This window comes from Shinella sp. Sh6 (assembly GCF_055392685.1).
On sequence record NZ_AP044005.1, the window covers coordinates 3,316,806 to 3,340,729 of the forward strand.

At 66.1% G+C, this 23,924-nt stretch carries 24 protein-coding genes; 7 read left to right on the plus strand and 17 right to left on the minus strand.

The annotated features are described in order from the left end of the window. Positions 1-31: 31 nt before the first annotated feature. Positions 32-2,092 carry a M3 family metallopeptidase gene (locus tag ACZ5TO_RS15900; RefSeq protein ID WP_464798789.1) on the minus strand — a complete coding sequence of 687 codons (2,061 nt, stop codon included), beginning with the start codon at positions 2,090-2,092 and terminating at the stop codon, positions 32-34. Between the two features lie 378 nt (positions 2,093-2,470). Here ACZ5TO_RS15900 and ACZ5TO_RS15905 point away from each other — a divergent pair, with 378 nt between their 5' ends. Further along, positions 2,471-3,577 carry a DUF475 domain-containing protein gene (locus tag ACZ5TO_RS15905; RefSeq protein WP_464798790.1) on the plus strand — a complete coding sequence of 369 codons (1,107 nt, stop codon included), beginning with the start codon at positions 2,471-2,473 and terminating at the stop codon, positions 3,575-3,577. A 243-nt stretch (positions 3,578-3,820) separates the two neighbouring features. Here the strand turns inward: ACZ5TO_RS15905 and ACZ5TO_RS15910 are convergent, their stop codons facing one another. The 5 genes from ACZ5TO_RS15910 to ACZ5TO_RS15930 all read right to left on the minus strand — a co-directional run bounded on the left by ACZ5TO_RS15910 (position 3,821) and on the right by ACZ5TO_RS15930 (position 8,388). Next, positions 3,821-3,985 carry a hypothetical protein gene (locus ACZ5TO_RS15910; protein WP_184144757.1) on the minus strand — a complete coding sequence of 55 codons (165 nt, stop codon included), beginning with the start codon at positions 3,983-3,985 and terminating at the stop codon, positions 3,821-3,823. A gap of 151 nt (positions 3,986-4,136) precedes the next feature. Beyond that, positions 4,137-5,654, minus strand: a complete 1,518-nt coding sequence (locus tag ACZ5TO_RS15915) for a tripartite tricarboxylate transporter permease (RefSeq protein ID WP_184144758.1) — start codon at positions 5,652-5,654, stop codon at positions 4,137-4,139. Positions 5,655-5,669: 15 nt separating this feature from the next. Further along, positions 5,670-6,158 carry a tripartite tricarboxylate transporter TctB family protein gene (locus ACZ5TO_RS15920; protein ID WP_184144759.1) on the minus strand — a complete coding sequence of 163 codons (489 nt, stop codon included), beginning with the start codon at positions 6,156-6,158 and terminating at the stop codon, positions 5,670-5,672. Continuing rightward, a complete protein-coding gene (locus ACZ5TO_RS15925; protein ID WP_464798791.1) occupies positions 6,155-7,099 on the minus strand; it encodes a Bug family tripartite tricarboxylate transporter substrate binding protein in 945 nt (314 codons plus the stop codon). The genes ACZ5TO_RS15920 and ACZ5TO_RS15925 overlap by 4 nt, the downstream gene beginning before the upstream one ends. Before the next feature lie 221 nt (positions 7,100-7,320). Continuing rightward, complete coding sequence (locus tag ACZ5TO_RS15930; protein ID WP_464798792.1) at positions 7,321-8,388, minus strand: ABC transporter substrate-binding protein; 1,068 nt, start codon at positions 8,386-8,388, stop codon at positions 7,321-7,323. Between the two features lie 77 nt (positions 8,389-8,465). Here ACZ5TO_RS15930 and ACZ5TO_RS15935 point away from each other — a divergent pair, with 77 nt between their 5' ends. Together ACZ5TO_RS15935 and ACZ5TO_RS15940 are read left to right on the plus strand one after the other, a co-directional pair. Further along, the gene (locus ACZ5TO_RS15935) at positions 8,466-9,140 is read left to right on the plus strand and encodes a response regulator (RefSeq protein ID WP_184144762.1); all 675 of its coding nucleotides are present in this window, start codon (positions 8,466-8,468) and stop codon (positions 9,138-9,140) included. Continuing rightward, entirely contained in the window at positions 9,137-10,522 is a 1,386-nt protein-coding gene (locus ACZ5TO_RS15940; protein WP_464798793.1) for a sensor histidine kinase, read from the plus strand. The genes ACZ5TO_RS15935 and ACZ5TO_RS15940 overlap by 4 nt, the downstream gene beginning before the upstream one ends. Here ACZ5TO_RS15940 and ACZ5TO_RS15945 read toward each other — a convergent pair whose 3' ends face one another. Beyond that, positions 10,523-11,164 (minus strand): LysE family translocator, encoded by a 642-nt coding sequence (locus tag ACZ5TO_RS15945; RefSeq protein WP_464798794.1) that lies wholly within the window; start codon positions 11,162-11,164, stop codon positions 10,523-10,525. A 173-nt stretch (positions 11,165-11,337) separates the two neighbouring features. On the opposite strand from ACZ5TO_RS15945, the gene ACZ5TO_RS15950 reads away from it, so the two are divergent. Next, the gene (locus ACZ5TO_RS15950) at positions 11,338-11,823 is read left to right on the plus strand and encodes a MarR family winged helix-turn-helix transcriptional regulator (protein ID WP_464798795.1); all 486 of its coding nucleotides are present in this window, start codon (positions 11,338-11,340) and stop codon (positions 11,821-11,823) included. A 55-nt stretch (positions 11,824-11,878) separates the two neighbouring features. On the opposite strand, the gene ACZ5TO_RS15955 is transcribed toward ACZ5TO_RS15950, so the two are convergent. After that, positions 11,879-13,102: an argininosuccinate synthase gene (locus ACZ5TO_RS15955; protein WP_184144766.1), complete on the minus strand. Its 1,224-nt coding sequence runs from the start codon at positions 13,100-13,102 to the stop codon at positions 11,879-11,881. 183 nt (positions 13,103-13,285) lie between these two features. On the opposite strand from ACZ5TO_RS15955, the gene ACZ5TO_RS15960 reads away from it, so the two are divergent. Beyond that, on the plus strand, positions 13,286-14,137 hold the full coding sequence (locus tag ACZ5TO_RS15960; RefSeq protein WP_464798796.1) for an SDR family NAD(P)-dependent oxidoreductase: 852 nt from the start codon (positions 13,286-13,288) through the stop codon (positions 14,135-14,137). A gap of 249 nt (positions 14,138-14,386) precedes the next feature. Then, positions 14,387-15,028, plus strand: a complete 642-nt coding sequence (locus ACZ5TO_RS15965; RefSeq protein WP_464798797.1) for a LysE family translocator — start codon at positions 14,387-14,389, stop codon at positions 15,026-15,028. A gap of 7 nt (positions 15,029-15,035) precedes the next feature. On the opposite strand, the gene ACZ5TO_RS15970 is transcribed toward ACZ5TO_RS15965, so the two are convergent. From ACZ5TO_RS15970 to ACZ5TO_RS16010, 9 genes are all read right to left on the minus strand, one after another. Beyond that, the gene (locus ACZ5TO_RS15970) at positions 15,036-15,830 is read right to left on the minus strand and encodes an ABC transporter ATP-binding protein (protein WP_464798798.1); all 795 of its coding nucleotides are present in this window, start codon (positions 15,828-15,830) and stop codon (positions 15,036-15,038) included. Beyond that, positions 15,830-16,708 carry an ABC transporter permease subunit gene (locus ACZ5TO_RS15975; RefSeq protein ID WP_184144770.1) on the minus strand — a complete coding sequence of 293 codons (879 nt, stop codon included), beginning with the start codon at positions 16,706-16,708 and terminating at the stop codon, positions 15,830-15,832. Before ACZ5TO_RS15975 ends, ACZ5TO_RS15970 begins: the two co-directional genes overlap by 1 nt. Before the next feature lie 126 nt (positions 16,709-16,834). Continuing rightward, the gene (locus tag ACZ5TO_RS15980) at positions 16,835-17,788 is read right to left on the minus strand and encodes an ABC transporter substrate-binding protein (RefSeq protein ID WP_184144771.1); all 954 of its coding nucleotides are present in this window, start codon (positions 17,786-17,788) and stop codon (positions 16,835-16,837) included. 120 nt (positions 17,789-17,908) lie between these two features. Next, positions 17,909-19,138, minus strand: coding sequence for a dual-specificity RNA methyltransferase RlmN (gene rlmN / locus ACZ5TO_RS15985; RefSeq protein ID WP_464800405.1), 1,230 nt, complete (start codon positions 19,136-19,138; stop codon positions 17,909-17,911). A gap of 243 nt (positions 19,139-19,381) precedes the next feature. Continuing rightward, entirely contained in the window at positions 19,382-19,885 is a 504-nt protein-coding gene (locus ACZ5TO_RS15990) for an invasion associated locus B family protein (RefSeq protein WP_184144773.1), read from the minus strand. 306 nt (positions 19,886-20,191) lie between these two features. Next, positions 20,192-20,581, minus strand: coding sequence for a YkvA family protein (locus tag ACZ5TO_RS15995; RefSeq protein ID WP_184144774.1), 390 nt, complete (start codon positions 20,579-20,581; stop codon positions 20,192-20,194). Between the two features lie 72 nt (positions 20,582-20,653). Continuing rightward, positions 20,654-20,962: a 4a-hydroxytetrahydrobiopterin dehydratase gene (locus ACZ5TO_RS16000; protein ID WP_464798799.1), complete on the minus strand. Its 309-nt coding sequence runs from the start codon at positions 20,960-20,962 to the stop codon at positions 20,654-20,656. 66 nt (positions 20,963-21,028) lie between these two features. Then, complete coding sequence (gene phbB / locus ACZ5TO_RS16005) at positions 21,029-21,754, minus strand: acetoacetyl-CoA reductase (protein WP_464798800.1); 726 nt, start codon at positions 21,752-21,754, stop codon at positions 21,029-21,031. Positions 21,755-21,841: 87 nt separating this feature from the next. Further along, entirely contained in the window at positions 21,842-23,023 is a 1,182-nt protein-coding gene (locus ACZ5TO_RS16010) for an acetyl-CoA C-acetyltransferase (RefSeq protein ID WP_464798801.1), read from the minus strand. 292 nt (positions 23,024-23,315) lie between these two features. Here ACZ5TO_RS16010 and phaR point away from each other — a divergent pair, with 292 nt between their 5' ends. Beyond that, positions 23,316-23,894, plus strand: coding sequence for a polyhydroxyalkanoate synthesis repressor PhaR (phaR, locus tag ACZ5TO_RS16015; RefSeq protein WP_464798802.1), 579 nt, complete (start codon positions 23,316-23,318; stop codon positions 23,892-23,894). The last annotated feature ends 30 nt before the right edge of the window (positions 23,895-23,924 follow it).

The following is a 23,924-nucleotide window of genomic DNA, read 5'->3' on the forward strand; positions in this document are numbered from 1 at the left end:
GGCGCACGGCTCGGCGGAAGGACGGCGGCCTTCAGGCCGCCAGGCCCTTCTTCTTCAGCATCGCCGCCGGGCTCGGCAGCTTGCCGCGGAAGGCCTTGTAGGCGTCCTCCGGGTCCACCGAGCCGCCGACGGAATAGATATAGGTCTTCAGCCGCGCGGCCATTTCCGGGTTGAAGGCGTCGCCCGTCTCCGTGAAGGCGGCGAACGCGTCGGCGTCCAGTACCTCCGACCACATGTAGGAATAGTAGCCGGCCGAATAGCCGTCGCCGGAAAAGACGTGCTGGAAGTGCGGCGTCGCGTGGCGCATGACGATGGATTGCGGCAGGCCGATCCTTTCGAGTACCTCCACCTGCACCGCCATCGGATCGTCCACCGGCCCCTGCGTATGGAACGCCATGTCGACCAGCGCCGAGGAGGTGAACTCCACCGTCGCAAAGCCCGAATTGAATGTGCGGGCCGCGAGCACCTTGTCGAGCAGCGCCTGCGGCATCGCCTCGCCCGTCCGGTCGTGCACCGCATAGCGCGTCAGGATCTCCGGCACCGTCAGCCAGTGCTCGTAGAGCTGCGAGGGCAGTTCCACGAAGTCGCGCGAAACGCCGGTGCCGGAAACGGACGGATAGGTGACGTTGGACAGCATGCCGTGCAGCGCGTGGCCGAATTCGTGGAAGAGCGTGCGCGCATCGTCGAGCGACAGAAGCGCCGGCTTGCCCTCGGCGGGCTTTGCGAAGTTGCAGACATTGTAGACGATCGGGATCTCGCCGACGGAGCCGTTCGGCAGCGGCAGGCGGTGCTGGCTCTGGTAGGAGCTCATCCAGGCGCCGGAGCGCTTGGAGGCGCGCGCGAAATAATCGCCGAGGAACATGGCGACGAGCCTGTCCTCCCGGTCGCGGATCTCGAAGACCCGCACGTCGGGATGATAGACCGGCACACCCGTCTTCTCGACCGCGCGGATGCCGAACAGGCGCTCGGCGACGTCGAAGCAGGCCTCGATGATCTTTTCGAGCTGGAGATAGGGCTTCAGCTCCGCCTCGGAGAAATCGAATTTCTTCGCCCGCAGCTTTTCCGCATAGTAGCGCCAGTCCCAGGGCATGACCTCGTGGTTGCGGCCCTCCTCGGCGATCAGCGCGGCAAGCTCCGCCTCTTCCTCGCGCGCCCGCGCCACGGCCTTTTCCCAGACTTGCATCAGGAGCCCGTTCACCGCCTCCGGCGTCTTTGCCATGGTGTTGTCGAGTTTCAGCGCGGCGAAATTTTCATAGCCGAGCAGCCCGGCCTTTTCCGAACGCAGCGCCAGCGTCTCCTTCACGATGCCGCGATTGTCCGTCTCGCCGCCGTTCGCCCCGCGCGCCACCCAGGCGCGGAATGCCTGCTCGCGCAGGTCCCGGCGGGCGGAAAAGGTCAGGAACGGCTCGATGATCGAGCGCGACAGCGTCACGGCATAGCGCCCGTCATGACCGCGCTCGCGAGCGGCGGCCGCCATGGCGTCCTTCAGGAAATCCGGCAAGCCGTCGAGCGCCTCGCCCTCGTCGAGGAAGAGCGCCCAGTCCTTCTCGTCGGCAAGCACGTTCTGGCCGAATTTCGCGCCGAGCCCGGCGAGCCGCTCGTTGATCGCCGAAAGCCGCTCCTGCTCGGGCTTTGCCAGCTTGGCGCCAGACTTGACGAAACCCTTCCAGTGCCGTTCGAGGACCCGCGTCTGCTCCAGCGAGAGGTTCAGCGCCGCACGGCCCTCCCACAACGCATCGATGCGCGCAAAGAGCGCCGCGTTGGTGCCGATCTTCGAGTAATGCCGCGACATCTTCGGCGCGATCTCGCGCTCCAGCGCCTGGATCGTGTCGTTGGTGTTGGCGCCGGCCCGGCTCCAGAAGAGGGCCGAGACGCGCGACAGCGCGTCGCCCGCGATCTCCAGCGCGACGACGGTGTTCTCGAAGGTCGGCGCCTCGGGATTGTTCGCGATCGCGTCGATCTCCGCCTCATGGGCGGCGAGCGCCGCATCGAAGGCGGCCGCAAAGGCCTCGTCCTTCACCAGATCGAAACGCGGCAGGCCGCCCGGGCCGCTCCACTCGACGAGGGCGGGATCGATACGGGTTTCGGTCATGGTGCGTCCTTTCCGGCAAATCAGCGTGCGCCGAATATAGGAACGGACGGGGTGCCTGGTACAGGGCGCCGGCATAAAAACCGGAACAGAAAGCCGCCTGCCGCGTTGCACGGGCTGCGGCACCCTGCCTCTTGACGCGGAGGGCGACTTCGGTGAAAACATCGGCCACCGCGGCCTTTGACATCGGTTGCCGCGGTGAACCCTGGTGCCGGGCCCCTCTGGCGAGAGTTTTTACGGCGCTCTCGTGATGTCGGTACCGCCAGCAATGAGCCGGCGGATTCAAACGCACATGAACATCCTCACCATGCCTCACCCGCATGCCCGTCGTGGTATGCGCGATTTCACCTTGCCTACCTCCTCCAGCAGGGAGGCGCTGTCATGATCGGCAACGGCGAAGGCAAATCCACCCTCTCCTACCTCAAATGGGCCTTCATCTTCACGGCCATCGGCCTTGCGCTCGGCGCCTGGCTCGGCTGGCAGTCGACCGGAACGCTGTCCGGCATGGCGACCGTCTTCTTCATCTGCACGGTCCTCGCCGTGCTGGAGATCTCGCTCTCCTTCGACAACGCCATCGTGAACGCCAATAAGCTCAAGGACATGACGCCGGTCTGGCAGCATCGGTTCCTGACCTGGGGCATCCTCATCGCCGTCTTCGGCATGCGCATCGTCTTCCCGCTGCTGATCGTCGTCATCGCGGCCGGCATCGGCCCGGTCGATGCCCTCGTGCTCGCCGCGCGGGAGCCGCAGGAATATGCGCGCATCATGAACGAGGCGCACCTGCCCATCGCCGCCTTCGGCGGCACCTTCCTGATGATGGTCGGCCTCACCTACTTCTTCAACCATGAGAAGGAGGTGCACTGGATCGGCTTCATCGAGAAGCACATGGCGCGCTCGGCGATCGTCAAGGGCATCGAGATCGCCTTCGTCCTCGCCCTCATCCTCGTCTTCTCGAACCTCCTGGAGGGCGAAGCGTCGAACACCTTCGTCCACGCCGCCGTCTACGGCCTCCTCACCTTCCTTGCGGTGGAGGTGGTCGGCGGCCTGCTTGACGCCTCGCAGAAAGCGATGTCGGAAGCAGCCAAGGGCGGCCTCGGCGCCTTCATCTACCTGGAGGTGCTGGACGCCAGCTTCTCCTTCGACGGCGTGATCGGCGCCTTCGCGCTGACGCAGAACCTCTTCGTCATCGCCATCGGCCTCGGCATCGGCGCCATGTATGTGCGCTCGATGACGATCATGCTCGTCGACAAGGGCACGCTCGCCGAATACCGCTACCTGGAGCACGGCGCGTTCTATGCGATCCTGATCCTATCGGTCGTCATGTACTGCCAGACGCTGGTGCACATCCCCGAGGTCATCACCGGCCTTGGCGGCGCAACGCTGATCGGCATCTCCCTCTGGTCCTCGATCCGCCACAACCGGCGGGAACGGACGCTGGGCGACCACGCCGACAACCGCGTCGCAACGCAGTTCGGCGAGAAGGCCTGACAACGAGCCGGCCGCTCCGGCGGCCGGCATGCCTCGAAACGTCCTTCTCTCTCCGTCATCTTCGGGCTTGACCCGAGGATCCACCGCCTCACCCGCGGCATGGATGGTCGGGTCAAGCCCGACCATGACGAAAGAGAGGCATGAGGCAGGGCGCGCCTGTCGAGCCCAACCCCAAAAAACACAGAAGGCCCGCTGGTCTTGCGACCGGCGGGCCTTTTTATTCGGGGGAATTCTCTTGCCGCGTCAGGCGCGCGGCAGGTCGGCGGGGTTGATGCCGAGGGTCTTCAGGTCGCGGTCCTTTGGGCGGCGGTGCCCTTCGACAGCCGCGGCGGCTGCATTGGCAGCGCTCAGTACGGCGAAGGCCCGGCCGAAGAAGCCCTGGGCGAAGGAGTTGCGGAGGGAGGTCATTGGATTGCTCGCTTTCTGTTTTAGCTTACGAGCGGAAGATGATGCTTTCGCCGCCGAAGTACAACGGACGGAATCTCAGCCCAGCCATGCAATGCATGCAGGCCGGGAACGAGGTTCCCGGCCTGCATTTGTTTCGCGATGACGAAAGGCCTCAGTCCTCGTTCGCCGCAAGCTGCGAAAGGACTTCGCCCTTGCCGCGCGCCCGAAGGATCAGCGGCACGATGATCGCAAGCAGGGCAAGGACGAACAGCAGGGCCGCGATGGGCGACATGACGAGCGCCGTCACGTCGCCCTGGCTGATCGCCAGCGCACGGCGCAATTGCTGCTCTGCCATCGGCCCGAGGATGAGGCCGACGACCACCGGCGCGATCGGATAGCCGAAGATGCGCATGGCAAAGCCGAGCAGGCCGAAGGCGAGCAGCATGCCGAGCTCGAAGACCGACGGATTGGCGCCGATGGTGCCGAGCGTCGCGAAGACGAGGATGCCGGCATAGAGCCACGGCTTGGGGATGCTCAGCAGCCGCACCCACAGGCCGATCAGCGGCAGGTTCAGTACCAGCAGCATGAAGTTGGCGATGAGGAGGCTGGCGATGAGGCCCCAGACGAGCTGCGGGTTGGAGGCGAACAGCAGCGGGCCGGGCTGGAGGCCGTACTGCTGGAAGCCGGCCAGCATGATCGCCGCCGTCGCCGAGGTCGGAAGGCCGAGCGTCAGCAGCGGCACGAGCGTGCCGGCGGCGGACGCGTTGTTGGCCGCTTCCGGGCCTGCGACCCCCTCGATGGCCCCGTTGCCGAACTCTTCCGGATGCTTCGTCAGGCGCTTTTCCGCAGCATAGGAGAGGAAGGTGCCGATCTCCGCCCCGCCGGCCGGCATCGCGCCGATGGGAAAGCCGATGACGGTGCCGCGAAGCCAGGGCTTCCACGAGCGCGCCCAGTCGGCGGCGTTCATCCAGACGGACCCCTTGACGGCCTCGATCTTGTCCGGCTCGCTGTCGCCCTTGGAGGCGATGTAGAGCGACTCGCCGATGGCGAACATGGCGACCGCCAGCGTCGTCACTTCCACGCCGTCGAGCAGATCGGGAATGCCGAAGGAAAGGCGTGTCTGGCCGCTCAGCTGGTCGATGCCGATGATCGCCAGCGTCAGGCCGACGAAGAGCGAGGTGAGGCCGCGCAGCGTCGAATCGCCGAAGGCCGAGGAGACCGTCACGAAGGCGAGCACCATCAGCGCGAAATATTCGCGCGGCCCGAAGACGAGCGCGAGCTTGACGATGAAGGGCGCGATGAAGGCGAGCGCGAGCGTGGCGATGAGACCGGCAACGAACGAGCCGATGGCCGCCGTCGCAAGCGCCGGCCCGCCGCGCCCGGCCCGCGCCATCTTGTTGCCCTCGAGCGCGGTGACGATCGAGGCGCTCTCGCCGGGCGTGTTGAGCAGGATGGAGGCGGTGGAACCGCCGTACATGCCGCCGTAGTAGATGCCGGCGAACATGATGAGCGAGCCCGCCGGATCGAGCTTGTAGGTGACCGGCAGCAGGAGGGCGACCGTCAGGGCCGGGCCGATGCCGGGAAGGACCCCGACCGCCGTGCCGAGCGTCACGCCGATGAGCGCGTAGAGCAGGTTCATCGGCTGGGCAGCGACGGAAAGGCCCTGCAGGAAGAATTCGAATGTGCTCATGATCTGCCGCTCCCTTCAGAAGAACAGGTGTTCGAGCGGTCCGGCGGGCAATGAAAGCTGCAGCAGCTTGGCAAAGATCACCCAGACGATGAAGGAAAGGACGATGCCCACGGGGATCGTCGCCCAGAGCTTGCGCCGGCCGAAGCCGCATGCGGTGAGGGCGAAGAGCATGCCCGTCGCGACGGAGAAGCCGGCCGGCCTCAGGAGCAGCATCTGCGCGGCAAGCCCGGCGACGAGCCAGACGACGGGGCCGATGGCGACGGCCTCGCGCTTGGGGAAATCGCCGCGCCAGGCCTCGAAGCCCGACCAGACACCGAGGATGACCAAGCCGATGGCGACCCAGTGCGGCACCGTCGCCGGACCGATGGGGGCATAGGTGCTGGTGGTAGCGAGGCGGGCGACATCCCACCAGATCACGGCGGCGGCCGCGATCAGCGCCGGGGCGATGATGAACGCCGCCCTGTCGGGGCGGCGCGTTTTCCTGGAGGACGGGACCTCGCTCATTTGACGAGCCCGATATCCTTGAGGACGCTTTCCGTCGAGGCGACGTCCTTGTCGAGCTGTTCCTTGAAGGCGTCGCCGGCAAGGTAGGTGTTCGTCCAGCCCTTGGTCTTCAGGATGTCCTTCCAGGCGTCGGAATTCGCGGCCTTCTCGATATCGGCGTTGATGGCCGCGACCTGCTCGTCCGTAAGGCCGGGCGCTGCGGCGACCATGCGCCAGTTCTCGACGACGACGTCGAGGCCGCCTTCCTTGATGGTCGGGGCGTCGATGCCCTCGATGCGCTCGGGGCTGGAGAGCGCGATCAGGCGCAGCGTGCCGGCCTTCACCTGGCCTTCGAATTCGCCGTAGCCGGAAATGCCGGCCGTCACCTGGTTGCCGAGGATCGCGGCAAGCGCCTCGCCGCCGCCAGAATAGGCGACATAGTTGATCTTGGTCGGGTCGACGCCGGCCGCCTTGGCGATGAGGCCTACGGCGATGTGGTCAACGCCGCCGGCCGAACCGCCGGCCCAGGAGACGGCGCCCGGATCGGCCTTCAGGGCCTTGACGAGGTCGTCCATGTTCTGGATGGGGGAAGCGGCCGGAACGACGATCGCCTCATATTCGCCGGTCAGGCGCGCGATCGGCGTGACGTCCTTGAGCGTCACGGGCGACTGGTTGGTGAGGATCGCGCCGACCATGACGTAGCCGCCGACGATGAGCGCGTTCGGATTGCCCTTGTTCTGGCTGGCGAACTGCGCGAGACCGATGGTGCCGCCGGCGCCCGGAACGTTCACCACCTGCACGCTGCTGGAGATCTTCTCGTCCTGCAGGACCGTCTGCAGCGAGCGGGCCGTCTGGTCCCAGCCGCCGCCCGGGCCGGCCGGTGCCATGATGGAATAATCGGCGGCAAAGGCCGGAAGCGCCATCGCGCCGGCGATAAGGGATGCCAGGAAGAAATATTTCAAGTGTCTGTCCTCCGTCAGGCGCGGCTTGTGCGCGCGCATCGTTGCTTATGGCGGGAGGACGGCAGCCGGCTGCGACGCGGATCGCGGGCATGGCGGCGGCTGGATTTCCTCCCGGTCTTTCGTCCGCCTCCACGGACGAGAAGAGCCCTAAGCCAGCACAAGAAGCTGACATCTACCTGACATGGTAGCGCATGGACCGGCGATGTCGAGCGGCCAGGCGCCTATTGCGTGCGCAGGACCTCGTTCCAGCGGGCGATCAGCCGGGCGCGCTTGACCTGGTCGAGATAGACCATGAGGCCGGGGCTCACGGGCACGGGCTTCAGCTGCGCGCCGAGCAGCGCGCTCATCGTGCGCGCCGTGTTGGAGCCGGAGACGTCCGGGCTGACGGCGGCGATCTGCAATTCGCGCGAAAGGATCTCCTGCCCCTCCTTCGACATGAAGAAGGCGAGGTAGCGCCGGCCGAGTTCCGGCGAGGCCGCCGCCTGCGGTACGAGGCCGATGCGCGACATGACGACGGTATAGTCCTTCGGCAGGACGATGCCGACATCGGGATGGCGCGAGGCCCAGTCGGCCGCATAGGAGCCGAGGATGTTGTAGCCGAGCACGAAGCGCCCGTCGGCAACGCGCTCGAGGATCGCCGAGCTCGTCGAGTAGAGCTTGACCCCGGCCGCCCCCATCGCCTGGATCACCGTCCAGATGTCGCCGAACTGCTCCTGGTCGCGCGCCATGAAGAGGAAGCCGACGCCGGAGCGCTCGATGTCGTAGGTGCCGATGCGGCCATAGACCTTCTCGCCCTCCTTCTTCAGGTAATCGACGAATTCGGCGCGCGAGGCGGGCGGCTTGCCGCCCTTGAAGCTCGGCTTGTGGTAGACGAAGACGGCCGGCTCGAAGGTGAGCGCATAGGCCGTGTTGCGCCAGTTGGCCCAGGCCGGCCAGCGCTCGCTCATCGGCAGGTCGCTGCGCTGGGCATAGCCGTCGTTGCTGAGCTTGACCTGGAGGTCCATCGCCGAGGAGAAGGCGAAGTCGGCGGTCTTTTCGCCGGCGTCCGTCTCGCGCACGATGCGGTCGTAGACCTCGCCGGTCAGCATTTCGTCGTAGCGCAGCGCGATATCGGGATTGGCCGCCTGGAACCCCCTGATCATCGGCCGGGCGAGCGGCTCGTCGAGCGAGGAATAGACGACGAGCACCGGCGCGTCCCTGTTGCCGTCCAGCGCGGGGAAGAAGGCCGGCTCGGCCTGCGCGGAAAGGACCGGGGCGAGGAATGCAAGAAGGGTGAGGACAAGACGCATGGCGCGACCTTGCCAAAGCGCGCGCCCGTTCACAAGTGCGCCGGCCGCCGCTAGACTTGTCCGCGGGAGGACGAAACGTGCGCATTCTATTGGTGGAGGACAACGAAGCCCTGGCGGACGGCCTCTCGGCCATCCTGAAAGGCACCGGCCATGCGGTGGACGTGGTGCGCGACGGCGCCTCCGCCGATGCCGCCATCGCATCGGAGAACTTCGACCTCGTCATCCTCGACCTGACGCTGCCGGAAATGGACGGGCTCGACGTGCTGCGCGCCATGCGCGGGCGCGCCTGCAAGGCCGCCGTGCTGATCCTGACGGCGCGCGGGGCGCCGGAAGAGCGCGTGCGCGGCCTCGACCTCGGCGCCGACGACTACATGATCAAGCCCTTCGATATCTCCGAATTCGAGGCGCGCGTGCGCATGCTGCTGCGCCGGCAGGCGGGCCTTCGCTCCTCCGCCGTCACCTTCGGCGGCATCGCGCTCGACCTCAATTCGCGCACTTTCTCCGCCGAGGGCGCGCCGCTCGACATTCCCGCCCGCGAGCTCGGCCTTCTCGAGATCCTCTTCATGCGCGCGGGCAAGGTGGTCGCCAAGGAGGCGATCATGCAATCGCTCGCCGCCTTCGACGACGACCTTTCCGCCAATGCGATAGAGCAATATGTGAGCCGGCTAAGGAAACGGCTCGCCCCGCACGGCCTCACCGTGCGAACCGCCCGCGGCATCGGCTACTATCTCGACAAGGCGAGCGCAGCTTGACCTTCCTTCCGGCCTCATCGCTCCGCCGGCGCCTGCTGCTCTGGCTGCTCGTCTCGACGGCGGTGATCGGCGTCGTCGCCCTTGCCGACACCTATCGCGAGGCGGTGAAGACGGCGAACGCGGTCTCCGACCGCGTGCTCGCCGGCTCGGCGCTCGCCATCGCCGAGCGCGTCGTGGTGACGGAGAACGGCGTGCTGGAGGTCGACATTCCCTATGTCGCCCTCGAAATGCTGACCTCGGCGGCGCAGGACCGCGTCTTCTACCGCGTCGACGGGCCGCCCGGCCGCTTCATCACCGGCTACCAGACGCTGCCCACCATCGCCGACATGGGGGGCCGCGCCGTCGGCTTTGCCGATGCGAATTTTCGCGGCGAGCCGATTCGCATCGCCGTCCTGCAGCGTTCGGCCTCCACGGGCATCAACTCCGTCCCCTTCGCGGTGACGGTCGCCGAAACCACCATTGCCCGCCGCCAGTTGACCGAGACCATCCTGCTGCACTCGGCGCTGCGCCTTGCCATGATGATTGCCGGCGCGGCGGCCATCGTGTGGATCGCCGTCACCGTCTCTTTGCGCCCGCTCTACCGCCTCGGCGATGCCATCGCCGAGCGCAACCCGGACGACCTGCACCCGATCGACCAGCATGCGCCGAGCGAAGTGCAGGGCCTCGTCGACACGGTCAATTCCTTCATGGTGCGCCTGCAATCGGCGCTCGACGCGCTGCGCCATTTCTCCGGCAATGCCAGCCATCAGTTGCGCACGCCCCTTGCCATCATCCGCACGCAGCTTGCCCTTGCAAGCCGTGCCGGAACGCTCGAAGAGGCGCAGGAAGCCGCCCGCAAGGGCGATGCCGCCGTCGCCCATGCCGAGCGCATCCTCGCCCAGCTCCTCCTGATGGCGAAGATCGACGCGGCCGGCTCCAGCGAGCCGCAGAAACCGGCCTCCATCGACATCGCCGCCCTTGCCCAGCAACTCACCGCCGACCGCGTGCCCGCCGCCGCCGAGGCGGGCATCGACCTCGGCTATGCGGGCGACGGCCCGGCTTTCGCGCGCGCCGAGCCGCTGCTCTTCGGCGAACTGCTGCGCAACCTCGTGGAGAACGCCATCGCCTATGCCGGCCGCGGCGCGGAGGTGACGGTGAGCGTGCGGGAGGCGGTCGGCGCCACCCTCCTCACCGTGGAGGACAACGGCCCCGGCATTCCGCCCGAGCGCCGGAACCTCGTGCGCCAGCGGTTTTCGCGCGGCGAGCATCGCAACGCCCCCGGCATGGGCCTCGGCCTGCCCATCGTCGAGGAGATCGCCGCGCTGTTCGACGCGACGATGACGCTGGCGGACGGTGCGAACGGGCGCGGCCTCGCCGTGACGATCCGCTTTCCGGCCGGATAGCTACGATTTGCGCCAGCCGAAAAGGCCCGGCGCGGCATGCCAGACGGCCTGCACGGCAAACCCCATGAAGAGGAGGCCCGAGGCGCGCACGATGGCAAGCTCGTGGCGGCGGTAGAAGCGGCGCACGAGACCGGCGCCGATGATCGAGACCAGGATGACGTCGGCAATGAGGAAACCGCAGAAGGAGGCGCCGAGCAGCGTCGGCAGCGCCTTGAACTCCAGCGCGTTCGACGAGCTGGCGAGCAGCGCCGTGAAGGTGGCGAGCGCCACCGGATAGCCCTTGGGATTGGTGAGGCCGAAGATCAGGCCGCGCCGCAGCGGCCGCTCCACCGTCACCATCGCCTCGCCCTCCGTGCGCCGGCGCGCCGTCAGGGCCGACCAGCCGATCCAGGCGAGATAGGCGCCGCAGAAGAGGCCCAGCACATCGAAGACCAGCGTGCCGATGGTCTTGGCCCCGACGATCGCCACCAGCGCCAGCGTCGACCAGACGAGGTCGCCGGCAAGGTGGCCGCCGAGGAAGAGGGCGCCGGCCTTGCGCCCCTGTCCCGCGCCGATGCCCAGAAGGGCGAGGAAGGCCGGGCCGGGGATGAGCACATAGAGAAGAGCCGCCAGGAAGGCGCCGAAGAGCATGGAAGCGGTCATGGAAATCCCCGTGGAACGTGGCGGCATTCCAGTCCCGCCCGCAGCGTTCGTCAAGGGGATGGCGAGGGGAATCTGCCGTTTCGCAGGGCAGCCATGCAGAGCCGCCTCGGCTCGGCCGTTGCCCCTGCCGGCAGCGCATAGTAAGGTCCGCTTACGATAAGCCGAAAGCAATCATGTCCCCACGCCCCGATCCCGACGCCCTCGGTTTCGTCCTCACCGACGTTGCCCGAATGTTGCGCGGCGCCTTCGAGCGCCGCATCGCCAATGCCGGCCTCGGCCTGACGCCGGGCGAGGCGCGCACGCTCGTGCGCATCGCCACGCTGGAAGGCGGCCGCCAGCTCGACATCGCCCAGCGCCTCGGCATCGAGCCGATGACGCTCTCCACCTATCTCGACCGCCTGCAGAGCCTCGGCTATGTCGAGCGCCGTCCGGACCCGGCCGACCGCCGCGCCAAGCTGATCTTCACCACGCCCGCCGCCGGCGCGATGATCGCCGGCATCCGCACCGAGCAGGTCGAACTGATGCGGCAGGTGACGAGCGGTATCGCAGAGGAGGACGTGGACCTCATCCGCGACCGGCTGCGGCAGCTCCGCGCCAATCTTTCCGTGATCGAGGAAGACAGTTCCGCCCTCGCACCTGCCCGGGGAACGGGACGCTGAAACGAGAAAGGCCCGCTGCCGTTTCGGGCAGCGGGCCTTTCTTTCGTTGGTCCGGTCAGCCGCGCTTGTTGCGGGCGGCGAGCGTGCGCAGGCGCAGCGCGTTCAGCTTGATGAAGCCGGCGGCGTCCTTCTGGTCGTAGGCGCCCTGGTCGTCCTCGAACGTGACGAGCTTGTCGGAATAGAGCGACTTTGCAGATTCGCGGCCGGTGACCATGACGTTGCCCTTGTAGAGCTTCAGCGTCACTTCGCCTTCGACATGCTCCTGGCTCCGGTCGATTGCGGCCTGCAGCATCTCGCGCTCCGGCGAGAACCAGAAGCCGTAATAGATCAGCTCCGCATAGCGCGGCATCAGCTCGTCTTTCAGGTGCGCGGCGCCGCGGTCGAGGGTGATGCTCTCGATGGCGCGGTGCGCGGCGAGCAGGATCGTGCCGCCGGGCGTCTCGTAGACACCGCGCGACTTCATGCCGACGAAGCGGTTCTCCACGAGATCGAGGCGGCCGATGCCGTTGTCGCGGCCGTAGGTGTTGAGCGTCGCCAGCAGCGTCGCCGGCGACATGCGCACGCCGTTGATGGAGACCGCATCGCCCCGCTCGAAGCCGACCTTGATGACGGTCGCCTTGTCCGGCGCCGTCTCCGGCGAGATGGTGCGCATATGCACGTATTCCGGCGCCTCGACGGCCGGGTCTTCCAGAACCTTGCCCTCGGAGGAGGAGTGCAGCAGGTTCGCGTCGACCGAGAACGGCGCCTCGCCCTTCTTGTCCTTGGCGACCGGGATCTGGTGCTGCTCGGCGAATTCGAGCAGGTGCGTGCGGCTCTTGAACGACCAGTCGCGCCACGGCGCGATGATCTTGATGTCCGGGTTCAGCGCATAGGCGGAAAGCTCGAAGCGGACCTGGTCGTTGCCCTTGCCGGTCGCGCCGTGCGCGATGGCGTCGGCGCCGGTCTTGGCGGCGATCTCGATCAGGTGCTTGGAGATCAGCGGGCGGGCGATGGAGGTGCCGAGCAGGTAAACGCCTTCATAGACGGCATTGGCGCGGAACATCGGGAAGACGAAATCGCGCACGAATTCCTCGCGCACGTCCTCGATGAAGATCTCCTTGATGCCGAGCATCTCGGCTTTCTTGCGCGCCGGCTCCAGCTCCTCGCCCTGGCCGAGGTCGGCCGTGAAGGTCACGACTTCCGCGTTAAGTTCGGTCTGCAGCCATTTCAGGATGATCGAGGTGTCGAGGCCGCCCGAATAGGCCAGCACGACTTTCTTCACGTCTTTATGTGATGCCATGATGATGAGGTCCGTTGCATGAAGGGACGCGGCAAGCCCGCGAAAGCCCGGTGTCGCGGCACTTTTAGCGAGATTGGCGCGCGACGCAAGGGCAAGGCCCGACGCTTGCCGGCGCGGGCAGGGTTTGACCGGACTGCCGAAGTCCCCATATTCCGCCCGATGGACCATTGAAGGGGCGATCCCATGACGAAGATTTCGGATATCATCAAGCCGGCCAACGTCGCCGTCATCACGGGCGGCGCCTCCGGCATCGGCCTTGCCGCCGCGAAGCGCTTCGCGGAGGCCGGCATGTGCGTCGCGCTTGCCGACCGCGATGCCGACCGGCTCGGCGAGGCCCGCGCGGAAATCGAGGCCATTTCGGGCGAGGCCAACGTCATGGCGGTGGAAACCGACGTTGCCCACCGCCACGAGCTGGAAGCGCTGCAACGCGCCGTGCTGCAGCGCTTCGGCCGCGTGCATGTGCTGATGAACAATGCCGGCATCCAGCCGGATACCTCCATCTTCAGTGCCGAGGCGAACTGGGACCATATCCTTTCCGTCAACCTGATGGGCGTCATCCACGGCACGCAGGTCTTCGGCCCCGACATGCTGGCCCATGGCGAGCCGGGCCTCATCATCAACACCGGCTCCAAGCAGGGCATCACCACGCCGCCCGGCAACCCGGCCTACAACGTCTCCAAGGCCGGCGTGAAAGTCTTCACCGAGGCGCTGGAGCACGAGCTGCGCAACACCGAAGGCGCGAGGGTTTCCGCCCATCTCCTCATCCCCGGCTTCGTCTTCACGGCGCTCACGAGGGGCGAGCGCACCGAAAAGCCGGATGCCGCCTGGACGCCGGCCCAGACCGTCGAATTCATGATGGAGAGCCTGGAGCGCGGCGATTTCTACATCCTCTGCCCGGACAACGACGTGCCCCGCGCCCTCGACGAGCGCCGCATGGCCTGGGCGATGGGCGACGTCATCGAGAACCGCCCGCCGCTCTCGCGCTGGCACAAGGACTATGCGGAGAAATTCAGGGCCTTCGTGGAGGAGGGCTAGGACCGATCGACATTCAGTTCAGGCCGAGCCGAAAATGGTGGTTTTCCGGGACCCGGAGCGCAGCGTACTTTCGGTACGTGAGCACCGGGAGCCCGGGAAAGCGCCATTTGCAGGCCGGATTGGGCTGAATGTCGATCGGTCCGAACCCATCTCCATCACGGTAACAGCCCATCATAGACTTTGATTGGTAATCTTCCGAAAGCCGGATTAGACGTCTTCCATCTTCTCCGACTTCCGGAAACCGTCGCCATGGACTTCCTGCCCACGCTTGCAACGCTCCTCGCCTTCACCGCCGCCAGCCTTCTCCTGGCGATGACACCCGGCCCCGACATGACGCTCTCCATCAGCCGCGCGCTGTCGCAGGGCCGCGGGCCGGCGCTCTTTGTGGTGATCGGCACCAGCCTCGGCATCGTCGTCCACACGATGCTCGTCGCCTTCGGCATCTCGGCGCTGATCACCGCCTCGCCGACGGCCTTCCTGATCCTGAAGACGGGCGGGGCGGCCTATCTGCTCTGGCTTGCCGTGCAGGCAATCCGCTACGGCTCGAATTTCACGGTGAAGGCGGCGGCGGGCCCGCGCGGCACCGTGCTTGCCAATATCTCGTCCGGCTTCTGGGTGAACCTGCTCAATCCCAAGGTCATCATCTTCTTCATGACCTTCCTGCCGCAGTTCATCTCGGCCGGCGACCCGAACGTCACCGGCAAGCTGATCTTCCTCGGCCTGTTCTTCATCGTCGTCGGCATTCCGGTGAACGTGATCGTCATCCTTGCCGCCGACCGGCTGGCAAGCTGGCTCCAGCAGAACCCGAAGGTGCTGCGCGGCATCGATTATACCTTCGCCGGCGTGTTCTCGGTCTTCGCGATGAAGATCTTCCTCACCCAGTCCCGCTGACCGGCGCTCAGCCGATCAGCAAGGCATCGTCGTCCAGCGTCTGGCCGCGCATCTTGCGGAACATGGCGATGAGGTCCTCGACCTGCAAATTCTTGCGGTTGTCGCCGGCAACGTCCAGCACGATCTCCCCGCCATGCAGCATGACGGTGCGGTGGCCGTAGTCGAGCGCCTGGCGCATCGAATGCGTCACCATCAGCGTCGTCAGCTTGCGCTCGGAAACGATCTTCTGCGTGAGGGTCATGATGAACTCGGCCATGCCCGGGTCGAGCGCAGCCGTATGCTCGTCGAGCAGCAGCACGTCGGAGCCGGCAAGCGTCGCCATGACGAGCGAGACGGCCTGCCGCTGGCCGCCGGACAGAAGGTCCATGCGGTCGCGCATGCGGTTTTCCAGGCCAAGGTTCAACTCGGCGATGCGCTCGCGGAAATGCGCGCGGCGCTGCGGCCCGAGCGCGGCGGCAAGGCCGCGCCGTTCGCCACGGCGAGCGGCAAGCGCAAGGTTCTCCTCGATGGAGAGCGCGCCGCAGCTTCCCGTCAGCGGATCCTGGAAGACGCGGGCGACGCGGCCGGCGCGAGCGGCGGTGCCCTGGCGCGTCACGTCGGCGGTGCCGATCTTCACCTGGCCTTCGGTGGCGATGACGTCGCCGGCAAGAACGCCGAGCAGCGTCGACTTGCCGGCGCCGTTCGAGCCGATGACGGTGACGAACTGGCCTTCCTCGATGGTGAGGCTGACGCCGTTCAGCGCCTGCTTCTGCAGCGGCGTGCCCTTGCCGAAGACGACCTTGATATCGGAAACGGAGATCATCAGGCGGCTCCCCCGCGGCGAAGGCGCGGCAGCACGAGCGCCACGGTGACGAGCACCGCCGTCACGAAATTGAGGTCGGAGGCCTGCAGGCCCAGGACGTCGGACGACAGGGCAAGCTGGATGGCGATGCGGTAGAGGATCGAGCCGACGACGCAGCCGATCAGCGCGGCGAGAATGCCGCGCGCGCCGAACAGCGTCTCGCCGATGATGACGGCGGCAAGGCCGACGACGATGGTGCCGACGCCGGAGGTGACGTCGGCAAAGCCGTTCGTCTGGGCGAACAGCGCGCCGCCGAGGGCGACCAGCGCATTGGAAAGCGCAATGCCGAGATAGATCTGCCGGTTGGTGTCGACGCCCTGCGCGCGGGCCATGCGGGCATTCGCCCCGGTCGCGCGCATCGAAAGGCCGGCGTCGCTCTCAAGGAAGCGCCAGACGACGATGACCGCGACGACGACGAGGACGCCGACGAAGAGCGGACGGACGTAGAAATCCCTGAGGCCGTGGCCGAAGAAGGGGCTGATCATCGTCTCGGCATTGATGAGCGCGACGTTCGGCTTGCCCATGACGCGCAGGTTCACCGAGAAGAGCGCGATCATCGTCAGGATCGAGGCGAGGAGGTTGAGGATGCGGAAACGCACGTTCAGCATCGCCGTGACGAGGCCGGCAAGGGCGCCCGCCACCATGGCGACGGCCGATGCGAGCCAGGGATTGAGCCCCGCGATGATCAGCACGGCCGCGACGGCGGCACCGAGCGGAAAGGATCCGTCCACGGTCAGGTCCGGAAAATCCAGCACGCGGAAGGCAAGGTAAACGCCGATCGACACGAAGGCGAAGACCAGCCCCAGTTCGACGGCACCCCAGAAGGCAATCAGGCTCACGGCTCTCGGCTTTCTCTTGGCACTACCCGTTCCGCGTTCCCGCGGGATGGGCCTTCTTAACAGATCAACCGCCGCCGGGCGATCCGGCAGCGGTTGATTCCGATTTCGGTTGTCCGGGAGCCCGGATTATTCGATCACGCGGGTCGCGCGGCCGATGACGGCTTCCGGCAGGGTGACGCCCATCTTGGCGGCGGCGGACTTGTTGACGACGAGGTCCGTGCCGGCCGCGACCTTCACGGCGATGTCGCCGGGGTTCTCGCCCTTGAGGATGCGCACGACGACTTCACCCGTCTGCTTGCCGACGTCATGGTAGTTGAAGCCGAGGGCCGCGATGGCGCCGCGCGAGACGGAATCCGTGTCGGCGGTGAAGAGCGGGAGTTTGGCTTCCTCGGCAACGGCGACCGCGCCTTCCAGCGCCGAGATGATCGTGTTGTCCGTCGGGATGTAGATCGCATCGGCGCGGCCGACCAGCGCGCGGGCGGCGCCCTGCACTTCGGCCGACTTGGTGGCGGCGGATTCGACGACCGTGAGGCCCGCCTTCTCGGCTTCCGCCTTCAGGACGGCGAGCAGCGAGACGGAGTTGGCTTCGCCCGAATTGTAGAGGAAGCCGATCGTCTTGGCGTTGGGCAGGATTTCCTTGATCAGCGCCAGATGCTCGGCGACCGGCGACATGTCGGAAAGGCCGGTGACGTTGCCGCCGGGCTTGTCCATGTTGGTGACGAGCTGCGCGCCGACCGGGTCGGAGACGGCCGTGAAGACGACCGGGATATCCTTCGTGGCGGAAACGACGGCCTGGGCGGACGGCGTGGAGATCGGCACGATGACGTTCGGGCCTTCGCCGACGAACTGGCGGGCGATCTGCGCGGCCGTCGCGGGGTTGCCCTGCGCCGATTCGTAGATGAACTTCAGGTTCTCGCCTTCCTTGTAGCCGGCCGCTTCCAGCGCTTCCTTGACGCCGTCGCGGGCGGCATCGAGCGCCGGATGTTCGACGATGGCAGTCACGGCGACCGTGACGTCTTCGGCCTGTGCGGGCAGCGTGATCGCGAGCGTTGCCGCGAAGGCGAGCAGGATATGGCGCATGGATGGGTCTCCCTGAATGATTTTAGGCCGTTTCTAGGCAAAACGGCCGGTCAAATCAATTCTCGCGACCCGCTCGGTCGATCATATTTTCTGATGGGACGTGGGAGCGCAGCCCGCTCCTCAGTCGTCCTCGCCGTGCCCGGCGATCATCATCGCCTCGAAGGCCATGCGCTCGACCTTGCGCATGCGCTCGGATTCGGACTTGAGCTGGCCGCAGGCGGCGAGGATGTCGCGGCCGCGCGGGGTGCGGATCGGCGAGGCGTAGCCGGCCTGGTTGATGAAATCGGCGAAGCGCTCGATCTGCTCCCAGTCCGAACACTGGTAGTTCGTGCCCGGCCAGGGATTGAACGGGATGAGGTTGATCTTCGCCGGAATGCCCTTCAGGAGCTGCACCAGCAGCTTGGCATCCTCCAGGCTGTCGTTGACGTCCTTCAGCATCACATATTCGAAGGTGATGCGCCGCGCGTTCGACAGGCTCGGATAGGCCCGGCAGGCCTCAAGCAGCTCTTTCAGGGGATATTTCTTGTTGATCGGCACCAGCATGTCGCGCAGCTCGTCGCGCACGGCATGGAGCGAGATCGCCAGCATGACGCCGATCTCCGAGCCGGTGCGGTAGATTTCCGGCACGATGCCGGAGGTCGAGAGCGTCACACGGCGCTTGGAGAGCGAAAGCCCGTCGCCGTCCGTGGCGATCAGCAGCGCCGTCTTCACGCTCTCGAAATTGTAGAGCGGCTCGCCCATGCCCATCATGACGATGTTGGAGACCTTGCGGCCCTCGGCGGGAACGATGGCGCCGGCCGGTGTGTCGCGGTCGGGGAAATCTCCGAGCCGGTCGCGGGCGAGCAGGAGCTGGGAAAGGATTTCCTCCGCCGTCAGGTTGCGCACCAGCTTCTGCGTGCCGGTGTGACAGAAGGAGCAGGTGAGCGTGCAGCCGACCTGGCTGGAGATGCAGAGCGTGCCGCGGCCCTCTTCCGGAATGTAGACGGTCTCGATCTCGACCGGACGGCCGGCGCCGCGCGGGGGAAAGCGCAACAGCCACTTGCGCGTGCCGTCGCTCGACACCTGCTCCTCGACGATTTCCGGGCGCGCGACGGTGAAATGCGTCTTCAGCATCTCGCGCATGTCCTTGGAGACGTTCGTCATGTCGTCGAAATCGGAGACGCCGCGCACGTAGAGCCAGTGCCAGAGCTGGCTGACGCGCATCTTCACCTGCCGCTCCGGCACGCCCTTTTCGGCGAGCGCGCGGCCCATGTCCTCGCGCGAAAGGCCGATCAGCGACGGCTTTTCGGCGGCCGGGAGATTGCGGACGACCGGCGCCTTGACGGATTCGGCCGTGTTGAGAAAGTCCATGCTTGCCATCGGGTCATTCCTCGGAACGCAGAGCAGCGGCGCAGGCTTTTGCGCCGCAAGCGGTCCATGCTCGACTGAAGTTCATCGTGGACCCGAAAGCGCCGGTCATTGCGGCACACGGTCCGGTTGGCGGCCCTTTAGCATTGTTCCGGCGGAAAGTCACCTGCCTTGCCCGCAGCCGGCCCGGGCCAAACGAAAAGGGCCGGCGCAAGGCCGGCCCCTTCGTCGAATGCCGATCAAAAATCAGCGGCAGCTTTCGATCTGCTTCAGCGCGGCCGAGATGCCGGAGAGCGAATAGGAATAGGAGGTCGCCGTGCCGCGGCGCGATTTCGCCTGGACCTGCATGTCCTTGCCGCCCTTCATGGCAGCGACCAGCGCCGGCTCCTCGGCGGCGTTCTCGACCCAGGCCGAGTTGCCCTTGGTGAACATGACGAAGGTGCGGCCGTCGACGACGACGTTGACCTTGGAGCTTTCCTGCAACGGATAGCCCATCATCGCCTGCGGCTCGTAGGAGATATTCTGGCCGGGGCGCTGCGAGACGAGGAAGAAGACGTCGCCGTGGTCGACGCCGGCCGGGTTCTTTTCCTTCGGCACCGAGAGCACGTAGCAGACCTTGCCGCCGTTCGACTGGTAGGAATAGGCACCCCAGGCATTGAACTGCTGAATGCGCGTCGGCGTCTGTGCCGAGGCAACGCCTGCGGTCGTCAGAACGAGGGCGAGTGCGGTTGCGAGCTTTCTTACGAACATGTTTTCCTGCCGGTTGTCTTGCCAGTGTTTGCCCGGCCGAAGGCGATGCCTTCCACGCCGGTGTCGGCCATGCATGATAACGATTTGGTTCATTTTGACTTAATTCAGGTTACCAAACCGTCAACAGACGCCCATTTTACGAAGGTCTTCCGCGCCGCACCGGGACAAATCTGCGTCGATGTCCGCCACGCCTTTTGCAGGAAAGGCGGGCGTGCCCAGTCCCCAGTTGGTGAGATGAAACCCGTCGATGCCCTTAAAGGCACAAGGAATAGGGCAAGAATTTGACCCGAATCCGGCAGGGCCCGCTCAACCCGCGGGTTGCATGTCCGCTTCGTCCGCAAGCGCCTTGTCGGCGGAGGCGTAATGGTCCTCGCGGATATGGCCGCGGATCGCCGCGAAGGCCGCCGTCAGCACGGCGATATCGTCGGAAAAGCCGACGATCGCGAAGAAATCCGGAATACCGTCGAGCGGCAGCACGAAATAGGCGAGCGCCGCAAGCAGGATGCCGCGCACCTTGGTCGGCGTGCGCGGATCGAGCGCGCAATAGTAGGACGCCACGAGATCGCGGGAGAACGGCACCTGCCGCATCGCGCGCTTGAGAACCGGCCAGAACCGCTTCTTCACGCGCCGGCTCTGGCGCTCCTGTTCGTCCTCGTCCCCCGGCAGAAGGATCTCGCCGATCTTCACGTCATCCATGCATGGCCTCCTTCAGGTGGCGATGCCGGCATAGCCCGGCGGATCATCATATGGGAATGCGCCCATGCGCCTTCAACTCTTCGTGCGCAGGGCTGCGGCCTTGTCCATGGCGGCCGCCAGCTTGAAGTCGAGCTCGGTAAGGCCGCCCGCATCGTGGTTGGTCAGCCGCACGTCGACGCGGCTGTAGACGTTGAACCATTCGGGATGGTGGTTGAATTTCTCTGCCGCGAGCGCTGCCTCCGTCATGAAGCCGAAGGCTTCGCGGAAGGATTTGAACCTGTAGCTCTTCTCGATGGCGACGCCGTCGCCCGACCGCGTCCAGCCGTCGAGGCCGGCCAGCGCCTCGCCGATCGCCTCTTCGCCCAGCTTTTCCTGTTTCATGGCCTCTCCTTGTCTCCGAATGAAAACGGCGCCCGAAGGCGCCGTGTTCCGTTTCCCCGACCAGCCTCAGACGAAGAACTGGCCGCCATTCGCCGAGATGGTCGAGCCGGTGATGAAGCCGGCGTCGTCCGAGGCGAGGAAGACGACGATGCGGGCGATCTCGTCCGGCTCGCCGAGGCGCCCGACCGGGATCAGCGGGATGATCCGCTCGTTCAGCACCTTTTCCGGGATGGCGCGCACCATTTCCGTGCCGATATAGCCGGGGCAGATGGCGTTGACCGTGATGCCCTTGGCCGCGCCCTCCTGGGAGAGCGCCTTGGTGAAGCCGAGGTCGCCGGCCTTGGCGGCGGAATAGTTCGCCTGGCCCATCTGGCCCTTCTGGCCGTTGATCGACGAGATGTTGATGACGCGGCCGAAGCTGCGGTCGCGCATGCCCGACCAGACCGGATGCGTCATGTTGAAGAGGCCGGTGAGGTTGGTGTTGATCACCGCGCCCCACTGGTCGGGCGTCATCTTGTGGAACATCGCGTCGCGGGTGATGCCCGCATTGTTGACGAGGATGTCCACCGGCCCGAGATCGGCCTCCACCCGGCCGATCCCCTCGACGCAGGCCTCATAGCTCGACACGTCCCACTTGTAGACCGGAATGCCGGTCTCCGCCTTGAAGGCGTTCGCGGCATCGTCGTTGCCGGCATAGTTCGCAGCCACCTTGTATCCGGCGGCCTTCAGTGCAACCGAAATGGCTGCGCCGATGCCCCGCGATCCCCCCGTTACCAGTGCTACTCTGCTCATGTGGCTCACTCCCCTCGATATTGTTTTCGTGGTGACCCGTCGCCCTGCCGGCGGCAGGTCCTGGCAAAGCAGTCCGTGAAAGGATGCCTACATGCGCTCGACGCACATGGCGACGCCCATGCCGCCGCCGATGCAGAGCGTGGCAAGGCCCTTCGAGACGCCGCGGCGCTTCATCTCGAAGAGCAGCGTGTTGAGGACGCGCGCGCCGGAGGCGCCGATCGGATGGCCGATGGCGATGGCGCCGCCGTTGACGTTGACGATGGCGGGATCCCAGCCGAGGTCCTTGTTGACCGCGCAGGCCTGGGCGGCGAAGGCCTCGTTGGCCTCGACGAGGTCGAGGTCGCCGATCTTCCAGCCGGCCTTTTCCAGCGCCTTGCGGGAGGCGGGAATCGGGCCGGTGCCCATGATCTTCGGGTCGACGCCGGCCGTCGCCCAGGAGACGATGCGGGCAAGCGGCTGGATGCCGCGGCGCGAGGCCTCGGCTTCGCTCATCAGGAGGGTCGCGGCCGCCCCGTCGTTGAGGCCGGAGGCGTTGGCCGCCGTCACCGTGCCTTCCTTGTCGAAGGCCGGCTTCAGCTTGGTCATGGCGTCGAGGGTGGCGCCGTGGCGGATATATTCGTCGGCATCGACGGTGATGTCGCCCTTGCGGGTCTTGACGATAAAGGGAACGATCTCGTCCTTGAAGCGGCCCTCCTTCTGGGCGGCCTCGGCCTTGTTCTGCGAGGCGACGGCGAAGGTGTCCTGCTCCTCGCGGGAGAGCTGCCACTGCTTGGCGACGTTCTCGGCGGTGATGCCCATGTGGTAGCCGTAGAAGGCGTCCGTCAGGCCGTCCTTGATCATCGTGTCGATCATCTTGAAGTCGCCCATCTTCACGCCGCCGCGCAGATGCGCGCAGTGCGGCGCCATCGACATGGATTCCATGCCGCCGGCGACGATGATGCCGGCATCGCCCGTGGCGATCTGCTGCATGCCGAGCGCGACGGCGCGAAGGCCCGAGCCGCAGAGCTGGTTCATGCCCCAGGCGGTCGCCTCCTGCCGGAGCCCCGCCTTGATCGCGGCCTGGCGGGCCGGGTTCTGGCCCTCGCCGGCCTGGAGGACCTGGCCGAGGATCACCTCGTCCACCTCTTCGGCCGCCACGCCCGCGCGCTCCAGAACCGCCGAGATCACGGCCGCGCCCAGTTCGTGGGCGGGCGTGTTGGCGAAGGCTCCGTTGAAGGACCCGACCGCGGTGCGGCCGGCGCTGGCGATGACGATGGACGGGGTGCTCATGATGTGCTTCCTCAGTTCTGACGGCCTTTCGGCCGGCCTTGGAACCGGGCCCGGCGCACGAACGGCGCAAGCCCGGCGGTTCTCCCGGAACCAAAACTGGCAAAGCGGGCAGGGAGAGTCAAACGGGATATCCGATGCCGCTAAAATTTCATCGGGGCGACGCGCAGCATGAATTTCCATGTTGCGCAGCATTCCTCGCCGCATCGCACAATTCGATTGTCAGCCGCCGTCTTTTTGCCGATACTCCCCGCAACCAAAAAGCACATGGGAACACGGGGATGAGGAGACCCTAATGGCCAGGAACGACGGTCAGATCGTCATCAAGAAATACGCCAACCGCCGCCTCTACAACACGGGCACCAGCACCTATGTGACGCTCGACGATCTCGCGGTCATGGTCAAGAAGGGCGAGGATTTCACCGTGCAGGACGCAAAGTCCGGCGAGGACATCACCCATTCGGTGCTGACGCAGATCATCTTCGAGCAGGAATCCAAGACCGGCAACACGCTGCTGCCCATCTCCTTCCTGCGCCAGTTGATCTCCTATTACGGCGACCAGATGCAGATGGTCGTGCCGAGCTATCTCGAGCACTCCATGCAGGCCTTCACCGAGCAGCAGTCGCAGATGCGCGAGCAGATCAACAAGACCTTCGGCGACACCCCGCTCGGCAAGAACCTGCAGGTGCCGATGCAGCTCATCGAGGAGACGACGCGGCGCAATACGGAACTGTTCCAGCAGGCGATGAAGATGTTCTCCCCCTTCGCCAACGCCGCCCCGCAAAAGGAAACGCGCAAGGCCGAGGCGAAAGACCTCGACGAGCTGAAGGAACAGCTTCGCGCGCTACAGACGAAGCTCGACAAGCTGAGCTGAGAAAGGCGGGCGCGGGCCGGCAGAGCCCGC